The organism is Corallococcus sp. BB11-1, from assembly GCF_026626625.1.
GTDB classification, from domain to species: Bacteria; Myxococcota; Myxococcia; order Myxococcales; family Myxococcaceae; genus Corallococcus; species Corallococcus soli.
In genome coordinates this window covers 58,661-75,848 of sequence record NZ_JAPNJY010000008.1, presented here as the reverse complement: position 1 = coordinate 75,848, position 17,188 = coordinate 58,661, and the positions used below count along the sequence as shown (strand labels likewise).

The 17,188-nt window shown below is 71.3% G+C and carries 11 protein-coding genes; 6 read left to right on the top strand and 5 right to left on the bottom strand.

Going from position 1 to position 17,188, the window contains the following annotated elements; genetic code table 11:
- Position 1: 1 nt before the first annotated feature.
- From OV207_RS09840 to OV207_RS09830, 3 genes are read left to right on the top strand one after another with little or no spacing between them, the layout of a single operon-like run.
- Positions 2 to 1,498, top strand: a complete 1,497-nt coding sequence (locus tag OV207_RS09840) for a polyamine aminopropyltransferase (RefSeq protein ID WP_193346898.1) — start codon at positions 2 to 4, stop codon at positions 1,496 to 1,498.
- Entirely contained in the window at positions 1,480 to 3,123 is a 1,644-nt protein-coding gene (locus OV207_RS09835; RefSeq protein WP_267554501.1) for an FAD-dependent oxidoreductase, read from the top strand. Before OV207_RS09840 ends, OV207_RS09835 begins: the two co-directional genes overlap by 19 nt.
- 26 nt (positions 3,124 to 3,149) lie before the next feature.
- Positions 3,150 to 4,418 (top strand): threonine aldolase family protein, encoded by a 1,269-nt coding sequence (locus OV207_RS09830; protein WP_267554499.1) that lies wholly within the window; start codon positions 3,150 to 3,152, stop codon positions 4,416 to 4,418.
- A gap of 67 nt (positions 4,419 to 4,485) precedes the next feature.
- On the opposite strand, the gene OV207_RS09825 is transcribed toward OV207_RS09830, so the two are convergent.
- Both OV207_RS09825 and OV207_RS09820 read right to left on the bottom strand, forming a co-directional pair.
- A complete protein-coding gene (locus OV207_RS09825; protein ID WP_193346900.1) occupies positions 4,486 to 4,914 on the bottom strand; it encodes a cupin domain-containing protein in 429 nt (142 codons plus the stop codon).
- Between the two features lie 244 nt (positions 4,915 to 5,158).
- Positions 5,159 to 5,569, bottom strand: coding sequence for a winged helix-turn-helix transcriptional regulator (locus tag OV207_RS09820; RefSeq protein ID WP_193346901.1), 411 nt, complete (start codon positions 5,567 to 5,569; stop codon positions 5,159 to 5,161).
- A 95-nt stretch (positions 5,570 to 5,664) separates the two neighbouring features.
- Here OV207_RS09820 and OV207_RS09815 point away from each other — a divergent pair, with 95 nt between their 5' ends.
- From OV207_RS09815 to OV207_RS09805, 3 genes are all read left to right on the top strand, one after another.
- Positions 5,665 to 6,705: an NAD-dependent epimerase/dehydratase family protein gene (locus tag OV207_RS09815; RefSeq protein WP_267554497.1), complete on the top strand. Its 1,041-nt coding sequence runs from the start codon at positions 5,665 to 5,667 to the stop codon at positions 6,703 to 6,705.
- A gap of 70 nt (positions 6,706 to 6,775) precedes the next feature.
- Positions 6,776 to 7,918 carry a hypothetical protein gene (locus tag OV207_RS09810; RefSeq protein WP_267554495.1) on the top strand — a complete coding sequence of 381 codons (1,143 nt, stop codon included), beginning with the start codon at positions 6,776 to 6,778 and terminating at the stop codon, positions 7,916 to 7,918.
- Between the two features lie 12 nt (positions 7,919 to 7,930).
- Positions 7,931 to 10,102, top strand: a complete 2,172-nt coding sequence (locus OV207_RS09805; RefSeq protein WP_267554494.1) for a bifunctional alpha,alpha-trehalose-phosphate synthase (UDP-forming)/trehalose-phosphatase — start codon at positions 7,931 to 7,933, stop codon at positions 10,100 to 10,102.
- Positions 10,103 to 10,192: 90 nt separating this feature from the next.
- Here OV207_RS09805 and OV207_RS09800 read toward each other — a convergent pair whose 3' ends face one another.
- The 3 genes from OV207_RS09800 to OV207_RS09790 all read right to left on the bottom strand — a co-directional run bounded on the left by OV207_RS09800 (position 10,193) and on the right by OV207_RS09790 (position 17,087).
- The gene (locus OV207_RS09800; protein WP_193346905.1) at positions 10,193 to 10,768 is read right to left on the bottom strand and encodes a hypothetical protein; all 576 of its coding nucleotides are present in this window, start codon (positions 10,766 to 10,768) and stop codon (positions 10,193 to 10,195) included.
- Positions 10,769 to 11,033: 265 nt separating this feature from the next.
- Positions 11,034 to 13,334, bottom strand: a complete 2,301-nt coding sequence (locus tag OV207_RS09795; protein WP_267554492.1) for a hypothetical protein — start codon at positions 13,332 to 13,334, stop codon at positions 11,034 to 11,036.
- A gap of 87 nt (positions 13,335 to 13,421) precedes the next feature.
- Positions 13,422 to 17,087, bottom strand: a complete 3,666-nt coding sequence (locus OV207_RS09790) for a DUF3857 domain-containing protein (protein ID WP_267554491.1) — start codon at positions 17,085 to 17,087, stop codon at positions 13,422 to 13,424.
- Positions 17,088 to 17,188 lie beyond the last annotated feature (101 nt).

Sequence of the window (17,188 nt, the reverse complement as noted above, 5' to 3'; positions counted from 1 at the left end):
TTTGAACAAGACGCTGCTCTTCCTCACCGTCCTCGTCATCGCGACGTGCGGGCTCATCTACGAGCTCATCGTCGGGACGCTCGCCAGCTACCTGCTGGGGGACAGCATCACCCAGTTCTCCACCGTCATCGGCGGCTACCTGTTCGCCATGGGCATCGGCAGCTACCTGTCGCGCTTCGTGGAGCGCGGGGTGGCCCAGCGCTTCGTGGAGATAGAGCTGGCCGTGGCGCTCTTCGGCGGGCTGTGCGCGCCGATGCTCTTCCTCACCTTCACGCTCACCAGCGTCTTCCCCGTCGTCCTCTACGGCACGGTGCTGCTCATCGGCACGCTGGTGGGGCTGGAGATCCCGCTGCTCCTGCGCATCCTGCAGGACCAGCTCAAGTTCAAGGACCTGGTCAGCCAGGTGCTGACGTTCGACTACCTGGGCGCGCTGGCCGCGAGCGTGGCCTTCCCGCTGCTGCTCGTGCCCAAGCTGGGGCTGGTGCGCACGTCGCTGCTCTTCGGCCTGTTGAACGCGGCGGTGGGGCTGTGGAGCACGTGGCTGCTCGCGCCCGTGCTGGCCAACCCCCTGCGCCTGCGCATCAAGGCGGTGCTGCTGTGCATGGGCCTGCTCGTGTGCTTCGCGATGGGGGACCGGCTCAACACCTTCTACGAGGACCAGCTCTACGCGGACGAGGTGGTGCACGCGAGCAGCTCCCCGTACCAGCGCATCATCGTCACGCGCGGCAAGCGGGGCTTCTCGCTGTTCCTCAACGGCAACCTCCAGTTCGCCAGCATCGACGAGTACCGCTACCACGAGCCCCTGGTGCACCCGGCCATGGGGCGGGCCCGGAAGGTGGAGCACGTCCTCATCCTGGGCGGCGGTGACGGGCTCGCGGCGCGCGAGGTGCTGCGCTACCCGGAGGTGAAGTCCGTCACGCTGGTGGACCTGGACCCCGCCATCACGCAGCTGGCCACGGGCTACAAGGAGCTGGCGGTGCTCAACGGGCACGCGCTGACGCACCCGAAGGTGCGCGTCATCAACACGGACGCGATGCAGTTCCTGACCGAGGGCACGGGCACCTGGGACGTGGTGGTGGTGGACTTCCCGGACCCGAACAACTTCGCGCTGGGCAAGCTGTACACGACGGGCTTCTACAAGATCTTGAAGAAGCGCCTGGCGCCGGACGGGGTGGCGGTCATCCAGAGCACCAGCCCCCTGTTCGCGCGGCGCTCGTTCTGGTGCGTGGAGACCACGCTGAAGGCCGCAGGCTTCTGGACGCAGCCTTACCACGCGCTGGTGCCGTCCTTCGGTGAGTGGGGCTACGTGATGGTGGCGCTGGAGCCGCCCGGCCGTCACCGCCCGCTGCCGGAGGGGCTGCTGTTCCTGGATGAGCACACGCTGGAGGCCCTGACGCGCTTCCCTCCGGACATGGCGCCCCTGCCGGCGGAGGTGAACCGGCTGAACAACCAGGTGCTGGTGCACTACTACGAAGAGGAATGGCGTCGGTGGAACTGACGCGGCGGGAGCTGGTGGCCGCGTTCCTGGGCGCCTCCGTGGCGAGCGCCTGCCAGCGCTCGCGGGCCCCTCGCGCGACGGTGCCGGGCGCCATCGTGGACCGCGCGGTGGACACCGGCCACAAGCTCCGGGGCGGGCCGCTGCCGCGCGCGCAGGCCTTCGAAGCCGTGGACGTGCTGATTGTCGGCGCGGGCGCGGCCGGGCTCTCCGCCGCGTGGCGCCTGGCCGGCGCGGGCGTGAAGGACGTGCGCGTCGTGGAGCTGGAGGCGGAGGCCGGCGGCACGTCGCGCTCCGGCAGGAACGGCGTGTCCGCGTACCCGTGGGGTGCGCACTACCTGCCGTCGCCCCTGGAGGACAAGGGGCCGGTGATGCGCCTGCTGCGGGAGATGGACGCCGTCACCGGCGTGGACGCGCAGGGCCACCCGTCGTTCGCGGAGGAGCTGCTCATCCAGGAGCCCGACGAGCGGCTCTTCTACCGGGGCCACTGGTACGAAGGGCTGTACCTGCGCGCGGGCGCGAGCGGGCAGGACCTGGAGGAGCTGGAGCGCTTCGACGCGAGGATGAACGCCTTCGCCGCCGCGCGCGACGCGAAGGGGCGCAAGGCGTTCGCGGTGCCGGTGGCGCTCTCCAGCGACGACGCGGAGTGGACGGCGCTGGACGCGCTGAGCATGGCGCGGTGGCTGGAGGCGGAGGGCTTCCAGTCGCCCCGGCTCAAGTGGTTCGTGGACTACGCGTGCCGCGACGACTACGGCACCACCAGCGAGCACGTCTCCGCCTGGGCGGGCATCTGGTACTTCGCCGCGCGGCAGAACGGGCAGGGCGAGAGGAGCGACGGGTTCCTGTCGTGGCCGGAGGGCAATGGCCGGCTGGTGCGGCAGTTGCTGTCGTCGCTGGGCCCGCGCCAGGTGGAGCCGAGCGTGCTGGTCCACACGGTGGAGCCGGGGGAGGGCGGCTGCCGCGTGCACGCGCTGGATGCGCGCACCGGAGCGCCCCGCGCCTTCCAGGCCCGGCAGGTGGTGCTGGCGTGTCCCCGCTTCGTCGCCGCGCACGTGGTGGCGCCGTGGCGCCAGGCGCGGCCCGCGTGGATGGACGCCTTCGTGTACAGCCCGTGGGTGGTGGCGAACCTCACGCTGTCGGGGCCGCCCGCGTCGCGGGGCTTCCCGCTGGCCTGGGACAACGTCCTCTATGAGAGCCGGAGCCTGGGCTACGTGGTGGCCACGCACCAGGCGCTGCGCCAGGACGAGCGCGGGCCCACGGTGCTCACGTGGTACCTGCCCATGGCCGGCGAGGACGTGAAGGCGGAGCGCACCCGGGCGCTCGCCGCCACGTACGCGGACTGGGAGGCGCTGGTCATGGCGGACCTGCTGCCGGCGCACCCGGGCGTGGGCGCGCTCTCGCAGCGGCTGGAGGTGCAGCGCTGGGGGCACGCGATGATCCGCCCCGCGCCGGGCTTCCTCTGGGGCGAGGCGCGCAGGGCGGCCGGGGAGAGCCTGGGACGGCACCTGCACTTCGCGCACACGGACCTGGGCGGCATGGCCCTGTTCGAGGAGGCCAACTGGTTTGGCGTGCGCGCGGCGGAGCGGATATTGGCGGAAATGGGATACAGCTCCGCCAGTTGGTTGTAGCCGCCGTTTCGGGAAGGGATGGGCCCATGCTGGACAAGCGCATCAGCCGTTCGGAGTTCCTGGCACTCAGCAGCCTGCTCGCGGGCTCCACGCTGTTCCCGTCGCGGGGCGACGCGGCCCCGGACGGCGGCGTGGCCCCGGTGCGCGCGGCCGGGAAGCCGGCCTCCGCCCGGCCTCCGGATGGCGGGGTGACGGCCTCCGCGCCGCCGTCCCAGGCGGAGCACGCCTGGCTGCGGCGGGGCTGCACCGCGTCGCTGGCCGCGGGCTCCACGGCGGAGGACGGCGCGGAGTACGTGCGCATCGGCGAATGGATGCAGCGCCAGAAGCTGTCCAGCGACGTGTACGGCAGCGGCGACTTCGTGCAGGCGTTCGAGAAGCGCGTCGCGGACCTGCTCGGCTTCGAGGACGCGTGCTTCATGCCCACCGGCACCATGGGGCAGCTCATCGCGCTGCGCATCCAGGCGGACGCGAGCGGCGTGCGGACCGTGGGCGTGCACCCGTCGTCACACCACGTGCTGCACGAGGACGACAGCTACGCGGTGCTGCACCAGCTGCGCGCCGTGTACCTGGGGCCGTGGACGCGGCCGCTGCTGGCGGAGGACGTGGCCCAGGCGAAGGAGGCGCTGGGCACCGTCAGCGTGGAGCTGCCGGTGCGGTGGCTGGGCGGCCAGCTCCCGACGTGGGAGCAGCTCACCGCGCTCAAGCGCGCCTGCCGCGAGCGCAAGGTGAAGCTGCACATGGACGGGGCGCGGCTGTGGGAGAGCCAGCCCTTCTATGGCCGCTCCTACGCGGACATCTGCAGGGGCTTCGACTCCGTCTACGTGTCCTTCTACAAGCAGGTGGGCGGCATTGGCGGCGCGATGCTGGTGGGCGGCCGCGACTTCATCCGCGAGTCGCGCGTGTGGCGCCACCGGCACGGCGGCAACCTGTACCAGCTGGCGCCCTACGTGGCCTCCGCCGCCATGCGCCTGGACCCGGCGCTGGCCGCCATCCCGGGGTACGTCAAGCGCGCGAAGGCCCTCACCGCGCTCCTGGCGGCGGACCCCCGCGTCACCGTGCTGCCGCAGCCGGTGCAGACGAACATGTTCCACGTGTTCCTGCGCGGCTCACCCGGGGCGTACACCCGCCAGCGCGACCGCATCGCGCGCGAGGACAAGGTGTGGGTGGCGGGCGGCTTCGGACAGACGCGCGTGCCTGGCGTCGTGTCCACGGAGCTCCAGGTGGGCGAGGGGCTCGGGAGCCTGGGCGACGCCGAAGCGGCCCGGGCCTTCCTGCGCCTGCTCGACGCGAGCTGACCTGTGGACGGCGCCGCCGGTGCCCAAAGGCAGACACCGGCGGGAGGTGAAACAGAGACAGCGTCCGTCAGGCCGCCTTCTTGATGCTGTACTGCGGCTCCTGCTCCTGGTCCTTGAGGAAGAACTCGGAGTCCAGCAGCATCCCGATGCCGCCCTTGTCGTTGTAGAAGGCGATGGGGCCGTGCGCGGTGAAGTGCACCATCGACTCCTCCAGCGCGGTGGTGGCGGGGTGCTCGGCGCCCAGCGGCTCGAACTCGTAGTCGCCCGGGCGGGTGATGCCCATGCGGTCCTGCGTCGAGCCGGAGAGGATGAAGATCTCCGCCGGGCCCAGGTGGCGGTGCGGCGCGAAGACGGCGCCCTTCTCCATCTTGAGGATGGCGCTCCACACGCCCGTCTCCGCGCTCACGCGCAGCAGGCGGTAGGAGGTTCCAGGGCCCAGGGGCTTCCACTCCAGCTCCGCGGTATGCACCAGGACATCCATCATCTTTCCGGACATGACATCCTCCACGATCGGCGCTGCGTGTGTTGCTTTACCCATGATAACGCCCAACATGGAATTCCTTGCAAGTTTGTCTCATGCACAAGGTTGTCACGTTTAACGCATTGCCCTCTGTCAGACCGGAGGGCGGAAGTTTCCACGATGACTGTTCAATGGGGACGCTCAGGGTCGCATTTTCTGATCAGACAGAAAGTGGGGTGGGGCGCGGACCCGCGTGGAAACCCGCAGGCGGGAGGAAGTGTCACCGCCCGCCTTCGTCCTCCAGGTGTGGCTCCGCGCTCGCATCCGCTTTCGCGTCGTAGGCCCTGCGCGCCGCCTCCACCTGCTCACGGTGCGCGAGCGCCCAGTGCGCCAGCGCGTTGAGGGGCGTCAGCACGTCGCGCCCCATCTCCGTGAGCGCGTAGTCCACCCGGGGTGGGATGGTGGGCGTCACGGTGCGCGTCAGGTAGCCGTCGCGCTCCAGCCCGCGCAGCGTGGCCGTCAGCATCTTCTGGGACACCGTGCCAATGGTCCGGCGCAGCTCGCTGAAGCGGTGGCTGCGCTCCGACAGCAGGACGATGACGAGCACCGACCACTTGTCGCCAATGCGGCCCAGCACGTTGCCGACCGAGCGGCAGACGTCGGAGGGGATGTCGAGGTGACCGAGTTTCATCCAGGTGCCTTCTTGAAGTGCGAGAGGGTTCCCAACATATACCCACTCTCCTTTTGAAACCTGCTCTCCCAAGGGCAGGACGAGGTGGGTGGCGCATGCGCGAAGGTTTGAAGGACGACGTGGTGCTGGTGACGGGAGGGTCGGGCTACCTGGGGGGTTGGACGGTCGTCGCGCTGCTGGAGCAGGGCTACCGGGTCCGGACGACGGTGCGGAGCCTGGCCCGGGAGGCGCAGGTGCGGGCCGACGTCGCCCGGCGGGTGGAGGCGGGGGACCGGCTCTCCTTCTTCGCCGCGGACCTGCTGGCGGACGCGGGCTGGGAGCGGGCGGCGGACGGCGCGCGGTACATCCTGCATGTCGCATCCCCCATGGGCGTGGGGGAGTTCAAGTCCCAGGACCTCATCCGCCCGGCGCGCGAGGGCACGCTGCGGGTGCTGAAGGCCGGCGCGAAGGCAGGGGTGGAGCGGGTGGTGCTGACGTCGTCGCTCCAGGCCGCGCTGCCGCCGCCCGACCCCTCCCCGGACGCGCCCGCGACCGACGAGAGCGTCTGGACCGACCTGTCCTCGAAGGATGGGACGCAGTACACGCGGGCGAAGACGCAGGCGGAGCAGGACGCCTGGGCGTTCGTGCGACAGGGCGGCGCCGGGGCCATGACGCTCGCCACCGTGCTCCCGTCCGTCATCCTGGGGCCGGTGATGAGCCGGGACGTCTCCGGCTCGCTGGAGTTGGTGGCGCGGATGCTGAAGGGACAGCTGTCCCACCTGCCCCGGATGGGCTTCAGCGTCGTGGACGTCCGCGACCTGGTGGACCTGCACCTGAGGGTGATGACGGCGCCCGGGGCCGCGGGCGAGCGCTTCGCGGGGAGCGGTGACTTCCTCTGGATGACGGACATGGCCCGCGTGCTGCGCGAACACCTGGGCGCGCGGGCGGCGAAGGTGTCGACGAAGACGGCGCCAGACTTCCTGGTGCGCTTCGGGGCGCTGTTCAACGCGGAGGTCCGCCAGCTCACGCCCAACCTGGGCCTGCGGCGGACGTTCTCCACCGCGAAGGCTGAGCGGCTGCTGGGCTGGCGGGCACGTCCGGCGGTGGAGGCGCTGGTGGCCAGCGCGGAGGGCCTGCTGCGCGAAGGCCTGGTGTGAGGCTTCGCGCGGCGCGCGCCCCCGGACGCGTGCTCCTGGACGGTCGGAGGTTGCTATCCTCCCGGGCCTGATGCCCCGCCTCCTCGCGCCCACGCAGGCCTGGCTGTTCGGCCCATCCGTGGACCTCGCCGTGTTCGCTGGCAGCGCGCTCGCGTCCGTCGCGTTCGTGCTGGCCGCGCCGTGGCTGGGCGCGGTGGGGGACACGCCGGCGTGGGCGTGGCTGCTGTTCGTGGTGGGCGTGGACGTGGCGCACGTCTGGTCCACGCTGTTCCGCACGTACCTGGACGGCGAGGAGGTGGAGCGCCGTCCGGGCCTCTACGTGGGCGCGCCGCTCGCCGCGTACGCGGTGGGTGTGCTCGCGTACTCCGCGTCCCCGGGCGCGTTCTGGACCGTGTTCGCCTACGTGGCGCTGTTCCACTTCATCCGCCAGCAGTACGGCTGGGCGGCGCTCTACGACCGCAAGGCGCGCGCCTCCGCCTGGGAGCGGCGCCTGGACGCGGCGGCCGTCTACGCCGCGACGCTGGGCCCCGTCATCTGGTGGCACGCGAACCTGCCCCGCGCCTTCTGGTGGTTCATGGAGCATGACTTCCTCGCGGGCCTGCCCCGGTGGGCGGGCACGGCGGCGCTGGCGGCGCACGCGGTGGTGCTCGGCGCGTGGGCCGTGTTCCAGGGCGCGCGCGTGGCGCGGGGCGCAGGCTTGCAGGCCGGCAAGGTGCTGCTGGTGGCGGCGACCTGGGTCGCGTGGTTCGGCGGCATCGTGCTGGCGCGCGACGATTTCGCCTTCACGGTGATGAACGTGATGCTGCATGGCGTGCCCTACTTCGCGCTGCTGTTCCGCTACGCGCGTGGACGTCACGCCGAAGGCGGCTTCGGCGCCAAGGGCGTGCTCCTGCGCGCGGGGCTGCCGGGGTTCCTGCTGTTCCTCGGGGTGCTGGCGCTGCTGGAAGAGGGCCTTTGGGACTTGCTGGTGTGGCATGATCGCCCGGTGCTGTTCGGCGACAGCGGCCTCGCGCTGGAGGCCGACCTGATGGCGCTGGTGGTGCCGCTGCTGGCGCTGCCCCAGGCCACGCACTACGTGCTGGACGCGTTCGTCTGGAAGGCCGGCCGGGAGCCCGCGCTGCTGAACAGGCTGGGCTGGGGGAGGGGGCCCCAGAATCCAGGAACCGGCAGCCAACCTCACAAGGCGGTAGCCATTCCCGACGTGGGTGAATAGAGCATATGGGCCATGGCCCGACTCCTGCTCGTCTCGAACCGTCTCCCCGTCACCGTCAAGGTGGAGAAGGACAGCGTCTCCGTGGGGCGGAGCGCGGGAGGGCTCGCCACCGGCCTCCGCCGTCCTCACGAGCGCTCCGGCGGCCTGTGGATAGGCTGGCCCGGAGATGTCTCCCGGCTGACGGACGCCCAGCGCACCCGGGTGGAGGAGCAGCTGGCGGAGCTGAACTGCGTGCCGCTGTACCTGTCCGCCAGTGAGGTCAGCCGCTTCTACGAGGGCTACTCCAACCGGGTGCTCTGGCCGCTGTGCCACTACATGCTGGACCGCATCCCCCGACAGGACCGGGACTGGGACGCGTACCGCAAGGCGAACGAGCGCTTCGCCGACCTGGCCGCGAAGCACTACCAGCCGGGCGACACCATCTGGGTGCACGACTACCAGCTCATGCTGGTGCCCGGGCTGCTGCGCGAGCGCCTGCCGCAGGCGCGCATCGGCTACTTCCACCACATCCCCTTTCCGTCGTCGGAGATCTTCAGCACGCTGCCCCGGCGCACGGAGCTGTTGAAGGGCCTGCTGGGCGCGGACCTCATCGGCTTCCACGCGGTGAGCTACGTGCGGCACTTCTCCGGCACGCTGCTGCGGCACCTGGGGCTGGACACGGACATCGACCGCATCCTCTTCCAGGGGCGCGAGGTGCGCGTGGGGGCCTTCCCCATGGGCATCGACGCCACCGCCTTCGAAACGCTGGCGCAGGAGCCGGCGGTGCTGGACGAGGTGAAGGTCCTGCACGAGCGCGCCCACGACGAGCGGCTGCTCCTGGGCATTGATCGGCTGGACTACACCAAGGGCATCCCCCGGCGCCTGCTCGCGGTGCAGCGCGTGCTGGAGCGCACGCCGGCCCTGCGCGGACGCCTGCGCTTCATCCAGGTCGCCGTCCCCAGCCGCACCCAGGTGCAGGCGTACGCGGAGTACCGCGAGACGGTGGACGAGCTGGTGGGCCGCATCAACGGCCTGTACGGCACCGTGCACAGCACGCCGGTGCACTACCTCTACCGGTCGCTGAACGAGAAGCAGCTCGTGAGCCTCTACCGGGGCGCGGACGTGATGCTGGTGACGCCGGTGCGTGACGGCATGAACCTGGTCGCCAAGGAGTTCTGCTCGGCCCGCCCGGACGAGGACGGCGTGCTGGTGCTCAGCGAGTTCGCGGGCGCGGCGTCGGAGATGCGCGACGCGCTGCTCGTCAATCCCTACGACGTGGAGGGCATGGCGGACGCCATCGAAGAGGCGCTGGAGATGCCGAAGCCTGAGCGCCAGCAGCGCATGCGCTGCCTGCGCACGGGCGTGAAGGAGCGCGACGTGCACTGGTGGGTGGCCAGCTTCCTGGACCGCCTCCAGGGGCTGAAGTCCGTGGCGGAGCGCCCGCCGCTGCCGGACGGGATGCTCGCGCTGGAGAAGCTCAAGGGCCCCGGGCGCAAGGTGCTCTTCCTGGACTACGACGGCACGCTGGTGGGCTTCGCGTCCCGGCCGGAGCTGGCCGCGCCGGACGCGGAGCTGATGAAGCTGCTCAAGGACCTGTGCGCCCGGCCGGACGTGGCGGTGCACGTGGTGAGCGGCCGCCCCAAGGACACGCTGGAGGCCTGGTTCGGCGAGCTGCCCATGGGTTTGCACGCCGAGCACGGCCTGTGGTCGCGCATGCGGCGGGGACAGCCGTGGCAGGCGTTGCCGGGCGCGTCCTTCGAATGGAAGCCCCGGGTGAAGGCCGTGCTGGACGCGTTCGCCGCGCGGGTGACGGGCTCCTTCGTGGAGGAGAAGACGGCGTCGCTCGCGTGGCACTACCGCAAGGTGGACGCGGAGTTCGGCGCGCTCCAGGCGCGCGAGCTGCGCCTGCTCCTGTACGAGCGCTTCGCCGAGGAGCCCATGCACATCCTCCCCGGGGACCGGGTGGTGGAGGTGCGGCCCCGGGGCATCAACAAGGGCCGCGTGGTGCCGGAGGTGCTCAAGCACGAGGCGCCGGACGTGCGCGTGCTGGCCATGGGCGACGACGTCACCGACGAGGACCTGTTCGCGGCGATTCCAGCCGGCGGCCTCACCGTGCACGCGGGCAACAAGCACACGCGCGCGGGCTACCGCGTGGAGGGTCCACCGGAAGTGCGGCGGTTCTTGAAGGCGCTGCTGGAGCAGTAGCGGCGCGGGCCGGTCTGGCTGTGCTCCCGCGCAGGGGCGACGCCGCCAGCGACCCGGTGAGAGGGTCGCCAGCGGCGCGCGCTTGTCAGGCTACTGGATGGCGGTGACGACCTGGGCCTGGCACGTCATGGGGTCGACGAAGGTCTGCGACGTGCTGAGCGTGCAGACGGCGCCCTGCGTGCCGAAGGCGGCCTGGTTGATGCTGCCCGAGCAGACGCCGTTGGTGACGGTGAGCGTCAGGATCCAGCGACACGTCTTCGCGGCGCCGGTCGGATCCGCCGGGTTGGTCGTGTAGTAGTAGAGCTGGGTCAGCGGCGACAGCAGGGGGGTGATCATCTGGAAATGGCCCGAGATGCTGGGCGACGCGACGGGGGGCAGGGGGCTGGGCGGCAGCGGATTGGGCGTGCCCGTCACGGAGTAGCCGGGGAAGGTGTTCACGCCGGTCCAGTTGCCGATGTAGAAGTCGTTGACGGTGGTCGCCGGGCGCAGCGACGGGTTGCCTTCCAGGCGGCCCGAGGGAAGCTGGATGATCTCCTCCTGAACGACGCTCACATAGTCGTGGCGCTCGGAGAGGAGTTCTTCGACGCCGTACTGCTCGGCGAGCGCGACCGACGGCATGAGGGACAGCAGGGAGGCGGCCAGGAAGCGCTTCACGTTGTTCGTCATGGTCTTGTCCTGTGGTGTCTGGTGTTGGCCGGAGCCAATTCCTTTCTACCACCGGGCTTGTCTGCAAATCAAATCAAGTCTGGCAATTCACGCAATTCCAGCGACTGTGAATGATTGCCGCCCGGACGCCCCTTCCGCACGGAGAGTGCGTGTCTAAGGGGTTCCCCCGGGTCGTCCGGGGTGCGATGTGATTGACCCGCCCTGGGGCGTCGTTGACGCGCGGGTGTTCCGACCTGGCATGTCTGTCTTTGTCCCGGGAGGGGCTTCAGAGATTGAAGCCCACGTTCCCGATGGAGATGCTGGGCCCGAAGATGAAGGACCACTTGCTGGACGGCACCACGGTGTCGGTGGTGGGGTCGCCGTTGGTGCGCCGGGTGATGTCGCCCCGGAACTCGCGGGCAATCCACGCCTGGGCGCCCACCGCCGCGCCCGGGCCAATGGGCACGCGCAGGCCCAGGCCCAGCACGGCGGCCAGGGTGGGCGGGAACTGGATGTCCCCGGACTGCGGCACGAGCCCCAGGCCCATCAAGCCCAGCTCGATACCCAGCAGGCGCTCCTGGCCCTCGTTGTTGAGCAGCGCCAGGCGCGACAGCACGCCGAAGTTGATGGCCAGCTGTCCCGTGGGCTGCGTCGCGCGGTAGAGGCCCGCGGGGATGGTGGCCATGGTGTAGAGGCGGAACATGCCGCCGCGCACGATGGCGGTCCACTGCGCGGAGGGCAGGCCGGTGCGGTCCACGGTGGAGAGCGCGTAGCGGGACTCGTCCGCGACGTGGGACACCTGCACGAGGATGCGGTCGTACTGGCCCAGGTTGCCCTGCACGGGGATGACGCGCACCTCGCCCTTGGGGCGCAGGAACAGGCGCTGCTCCACGTGGCTCTCGCCGCGGCTGGAGCCGTCGGACTTCGTCACGTCGATGCGCAGGGTGATCTCCTGGTTGCCCTCCTCGGGCGTCAGGCGCTCGCGGTGGATGACGACGCGGCAGGTGTTGCGCATGGCGTAGCTCAGCCGGTGCGGCCGGCTGGGCGTGAGCGTCTCGTCGTGGCCGTCCTTGTCCGCGCAGATGAACTCCACCAGGTTCTCCACGTTGGTGGGCACGCTGGCCTCGCGCACCGCGCGCTGCACGCGCTCGCTGGTGAGGAACAGGTCCGTGGTGGCCAGCTCCGCCGGCAGCGTGGGCAGCCGGTAGCCGAAGCGCAGCGACACGAAGCCGCCCGCGGTGGCCTCGCCCTGGACGAACGTGGCGGCGTCCCGCGTCGTCACGGTGTACGCGCCGCCCAGGGGGCGCAGTACGAAGCGGCCCTGGCCGCCGTTGGAGGCCACCGTCACCTCCGCCGGGCGGTTGGTGGGCACGAAGTCGATGCTGCCGTGGCCGGGCAGCTCCAGCATCGCGCGCGGGTCCGGCACCGGCCGCGTCTCCGCCGTTTCGGAGGCCACCACCGTGCCGTCCACGCGGGAGGTGGTGGCCGTGACGGTCACCTGCGCTTCGTCGGTGCCCCGGGTGCGCAGGAGCACGTAGGTGCCCTCCGGGACCTTCACCACGCGCTCCACGCGGGTGCGCACGCCGTTCACCGTCCACAAGAGGCCGCGCGGGTCATGCGCGCACGCCGCGTCCAGGCGCATGACGAGCCCGGAGTCCTCCGCGTCGCGCAGCGCCGTGCCGTCCACGGCCGTCAGCGGGCACGCCAGCACGGGCAGCGTCTCCGCCACGGACGTCTCCAGCGCGTCCCCCCGGGCGAAGAACACGCGGGGCACCAGCCGCAGCCGCAGGGACACGGTGGGGTTCACCCCCGGCACGTTGCGGATGGACACGGCGCCGTCCGTCACCTCGCAGCGCGCGGAGCCGCAGTCCACGGAGGCGATGGCCTCCGAGTGCGTCACCGCCGCGTAGCCGGGGCCCTTGGACAGGTCCACGCCGGAGGACTGCACCAGGGGCCGCGTGAGCACGGTGCGGCCGGGGCGCAGGCGGAAGTACTCGTCGTCCAGGAAGCGCCCGTTGGCGTCGTACGTCGTCACGCCCGCGCCCGTGCGCGCGAAGGCGGGGCGCCACGACAGCGCCGCGTCCGTGGGCAGGCCCGGCGTCACCGGCACCGCGCACTCGGAGGGGCCGTTGGGCTCCAGGCACACGTCCTCGCCCTCCAGGGCCTTGCCCTGGGCGTCCGCTCCCCGGGGCAGGCCGGACCAGGCGATGGTCACGTTCTTCAGGCCGGTGCCCTTGAGCTCCAGCCGGCCGTCGTCCGGGAAGAAGGTGGTGGAGGCGCTGTCGATGCGCGGAAAGGGCCCGGTGGCCACCACCACCACGGTGTCGGTGGCCGTGGCGCACGCGGCCTCATCCGGGGCCACCTTCAGCTCCAGCGTGCGCGCGCTGTCCTCCGCGCGCGTGGGGGGCTTGAGCGAGCGGCCGTCCGGGGAGAGCACCCAGCCGCCGCGCACGGGGCCGCAGAGGACGCCCTTGGGGACGACCTCCACCGCGCGGCCCCCTTCGGGAAGCTGGACGACGGAGGTGGCGGCGGAGGCGGCCCCCGCCACCAGCAGGCAGCCAAGGACGAGCGCGCGTGCAGGGTGCATGCATTGCTTAAGCACGGAGGGCCGCGTCCGGGTCAAGCCCTCCGTGCGGACCGGCGCGTGGGATGCGCCGGGAGTGTTCCTCCGCGACTACCGCGAGGCCGTCTTCTGCCCCGGCCCCTGCAAGAGGATGCGGCGGCCGAAGGCCCGGTCCACGCGGCCCAGGAACTCACGGAACTGGGGGTACTCGCCTGCCTTGATGCGGGCGACGGAGAGGGCCACCTCGCCGTCGGCGACGAGGGCGCCGTCCTCCACGCGGTAGGAGAGCTTCACGCGGCCGAAGGGCGTCGTCTCCTCCACCGCCTGGGGCATCTCCGCGACGGTGTAGCCGCCGGGCAGCGTGTAGCGCAGCTTGAAGGTGTTCACCCAGGGGCTCTGCATCACCAGGTCGAAGCGGCGCTCGGCGAGCGACGCGTACGCCTGCTGGTAGGTGCGCCCGGTGCCAAAGGGCAGGAAGCGCAGGCTGCCGCCGGGGAGGACCTCCGCGTAGCGCGGGATGCCCATCTTGAAGTCCAGCGCCACGTCGTCATCCAGGCGGGTGGTGTCGCTGAGCTTCACCTCGCGCACGGTGAGGCCGGGGAAGCTCTGCGCCCACGCGCGCTCGAAGGTGGACTTGCGCGTGGACTCCGGGCGGTAGGCGCGGCGGTAGTCCGGCGCGGACTGGCCGGACACGCTGCTCTGGCCCTTCACCTCCGCGCCGCCGTCGGGCCGCAGGGCGACCTCCATGGCCAGCGTGGTGGTGTTGTCCTGCGCCTTCGCCTCCGGCGTGGTGAGGAAGGTGCTGGTGCCGTTGGGGTCCACCACCAGCACGTTGGCGACGCGGTCCGCGGAGGGCAGCTCCTTGGCGCCGTGGAACTCCGCGGTGCCGTCCAGGTACAGGTCGAACTTGGGCACGTACGCGATGGCGTGGTTGAAGGCCGCCAGCGACGCGGGCTCCGCGTCCAGCGAGCCCAGGTTGCGCATGCGCAAGAGCACCAGCCGGCTGTCCACGCCCGCCACCTTCAGCATGGAGTAGATGAGGCTCGCCTTGTCCTTGCAGTCACCGAAGCGGCGCGCCAGCACGCGGTCGACGCGGTAGGGCTTGAAGCCGTGGATGCCGAACTCCAGCGCCACGTAGCGGGTGTTGGTGACGACGAAGGAGTAGACGGCGCGCACGACGGCCAGCTCGTTCTTGCGGTCCACGCCCTGGAGCACCTGGTCCACCGTGGCCTTCAGCTCCGCGTTGGGCTGGAGCTGGTCGCGCACGAGGCCCCACCAATAGGTGCCCACCTGGTCCCACGTCTTGTACGTGGAGATGTGCAGGTTCTGCGCGACCTCCGCCCAGCCCGGCATGCCCGGCTCCGGCACCACCTTGGAGACGTGCTTCGCGCCGAAGCGGTACAGCGTGCGGCTGTTGTCCTCCAGCGGCGACTGCTGCTGCTCCACGCCCGCCAGCCGGCTCTTGTTCCAGTACAGCGGCCGCTCCCTGGGCATGTCCACGACGTACTGGAAGCGCACCTTCGGGTAGACGCCCTGCACGCTCTCCACGTCACCCCAGTAGTCCGACAGCAGGTTGTCCTGCGCGGTGTCGTCCAGGCGGTAGGTGAGCTCCAGCGTGTCGCCCACGGCGAGCGACGGGAACGACAGCACGCGCACGCGGGCGTCGTAGTACATGCCCGTCCAGGGCTCGTTCATGTTGCGCTCGGCGTCGCCGTAGCTCTCCACCACGGAGCCGTCCGGCTTCGTCACGCGGGCCTTGAGCACGCGCACTTCCTGGCGGTCCGGCGAATAGCTGACGGGGATGCTGCGGAACGCGTCCACGCCGCGCGTGTTGAGGACCTTCACCACCATCTGCTGCAGGCGGCTGGACAGGCCGCTCTTCTGCACGCGCACGTAGGTGTTGTCCACGAGGTAGACGGCGTCCTCGTGCACGTAGCCTTCCGCCTCCCTGGCCAGCGGCTTCGCGTCCACCAGGTACTGCGTGCTCGCGCTCTCCGACTCACCCTTGAGCGCGCGCAGGGCCTCCTTGAGGCCGGGGTTCTGCGGGCGCAGCACCAGCGAGCGCTCGAAGGCGGCCAGGGCCGGCTCGCGCTGGCCCGCGGCGAGCAGCGCGCGGCCCTCGCGCTCGTAGACCTCCGGCTCGTCGGGGGACAGGGCCTTGGCCTCGGTGAAGAGCGCGGTGGACTCCTCCACGGCGCCGTTGGCGGCCTTCAGCTCCGCCAGCCGCACGCGCGAGCCGTTGTCGAAGGGGTTCAGGTCGGTGAGCTTCGCGTACTCGCGCTCGGCGGCGTCCACCTTGCCCGCGTCCGCGAGCTGCGCGGCCAGCTGCCGGCGGGTGTTGGTGTCATCGAAGCGCAGCGCCAGCACCACGCGCATGCGGTCCATGGCCTCCTGGTTGCGGCCCAACTGCCGGGACACCGCCGCCGCCACGCGCACCACGCGGGGGACGCGGGGCTGCTGCCGGAAGGTCTCCTCCACCAGCGCATGCGCCCGGGCGCGCTCGCCCAGGGCCTCCGCGGCGCGGGCGAGCAGCAGGCGTGCGCCGGGCTCGTTGCGGCCGTCGTCCTTCTCCATCAGCGGGGCCAGCAGCGGCTGCACGCGCTCCGGGTGGCCCCGGTCCATCTCGTGGTCCGCCAGCGCCAGCCGCGCGGGGGCGAAGCCGGGGTCCGCCTTCACGGCGGCCTCCAGGAAGCGGCGGCGCTCGTTCAGGTCGTCCGTCTGGGTGTTGGCGGCCAGCAGCTGCAGGCGCGCGTCGTTGGGGGCGGCCTCGGCGGCGGCGGCGGCCTCGGCGCTGGCGGTGTGCTCGCGCTCGTCATAGGCGCGGAAGAAGGCGAGCACCTGGGCGTAGTCACCCCTCAAGGCCGCGTCGTCCGGCTTCTTCTCCACCAGCGCGCGCAGCGACGAGGTGAGGGTGGGCAGCACCTGCGGCGCGGGGGCCGGCATGCGCTCCAGCGCGGGCGCCTTGGCGGGCAGCGTGGCGCGGGCGGACGCCGTCTCTGAACGGAGGTAGAAGCCCAGCGGGCCGGACTCCTGGCACACCTTCACGAGGACGCGGTTGAGGCCCTTCTTGAGCTTCACCGACACGCGGGTCTGGTCGGGGCGGGGCAGGTTGTAGCGGTCCTCCTTGGAGGCCAGCTGCCCGTTCACCCACAGGCGGTAGCCGCCGGAGGTGCCCAGGCCCAGCGCCACGCGCGTGTCCTGCGGGACCTCCAGCCAGGTGAGCGCGTACGCCACGGCCTCCTTGTTGGGGCGCACGGCGGTGGCCAGGTCCACGTAGCCATCCGCGGACGTGACGGCGAGCTTGCGCCAGGTGGCCTCGTGGCCCTTGGCGCCGGGGTAGCGCGCCGTGAGGTCCAACGCGGCGGCCTCCGGACCGAAGTCGGTGTCGCAGCCGGCCTTGCCCTCGTTCTCGAAGCCGCCGACGACGTAGTAGTCATTGACGAAGCCCAGCCACTGGCGGACTTCATTGGCGCGCACCATCCGGCCCCGCGAGCGCTCCGCGTCCATCAGCAGGATCTGCGCGGTGGTGCGCGTGTTCACGTCGGACGAGCGGCGGGACGCGATCTGCTGGTAGGTGCTCACCAGGGGGGTGAGGTCCTCCACGTCGTCCACCAGCGCGTGCATCCGCAGGAGGGAGGCGGCCCCGCGCGGTGAACCGGCGGCCTTCTGGGCCTCGGCCGCGTACTCGCGGGCCCGGTCGTCCGCGTTCGGCTTCGCGAGCGCCAGCACGGGGCAGGTGAGCACGAAGACTGCGGCCAGCGATGTGAAACGCGACATCCGTTCTCCTCGGTAGAGCAGCGGCGCCAGCAACGACGCCGGGACAGCAGGGGGCGAAGACGCCGGTGAACAGGCGGACCCGTCGCGGCCTTCCCCTGCAT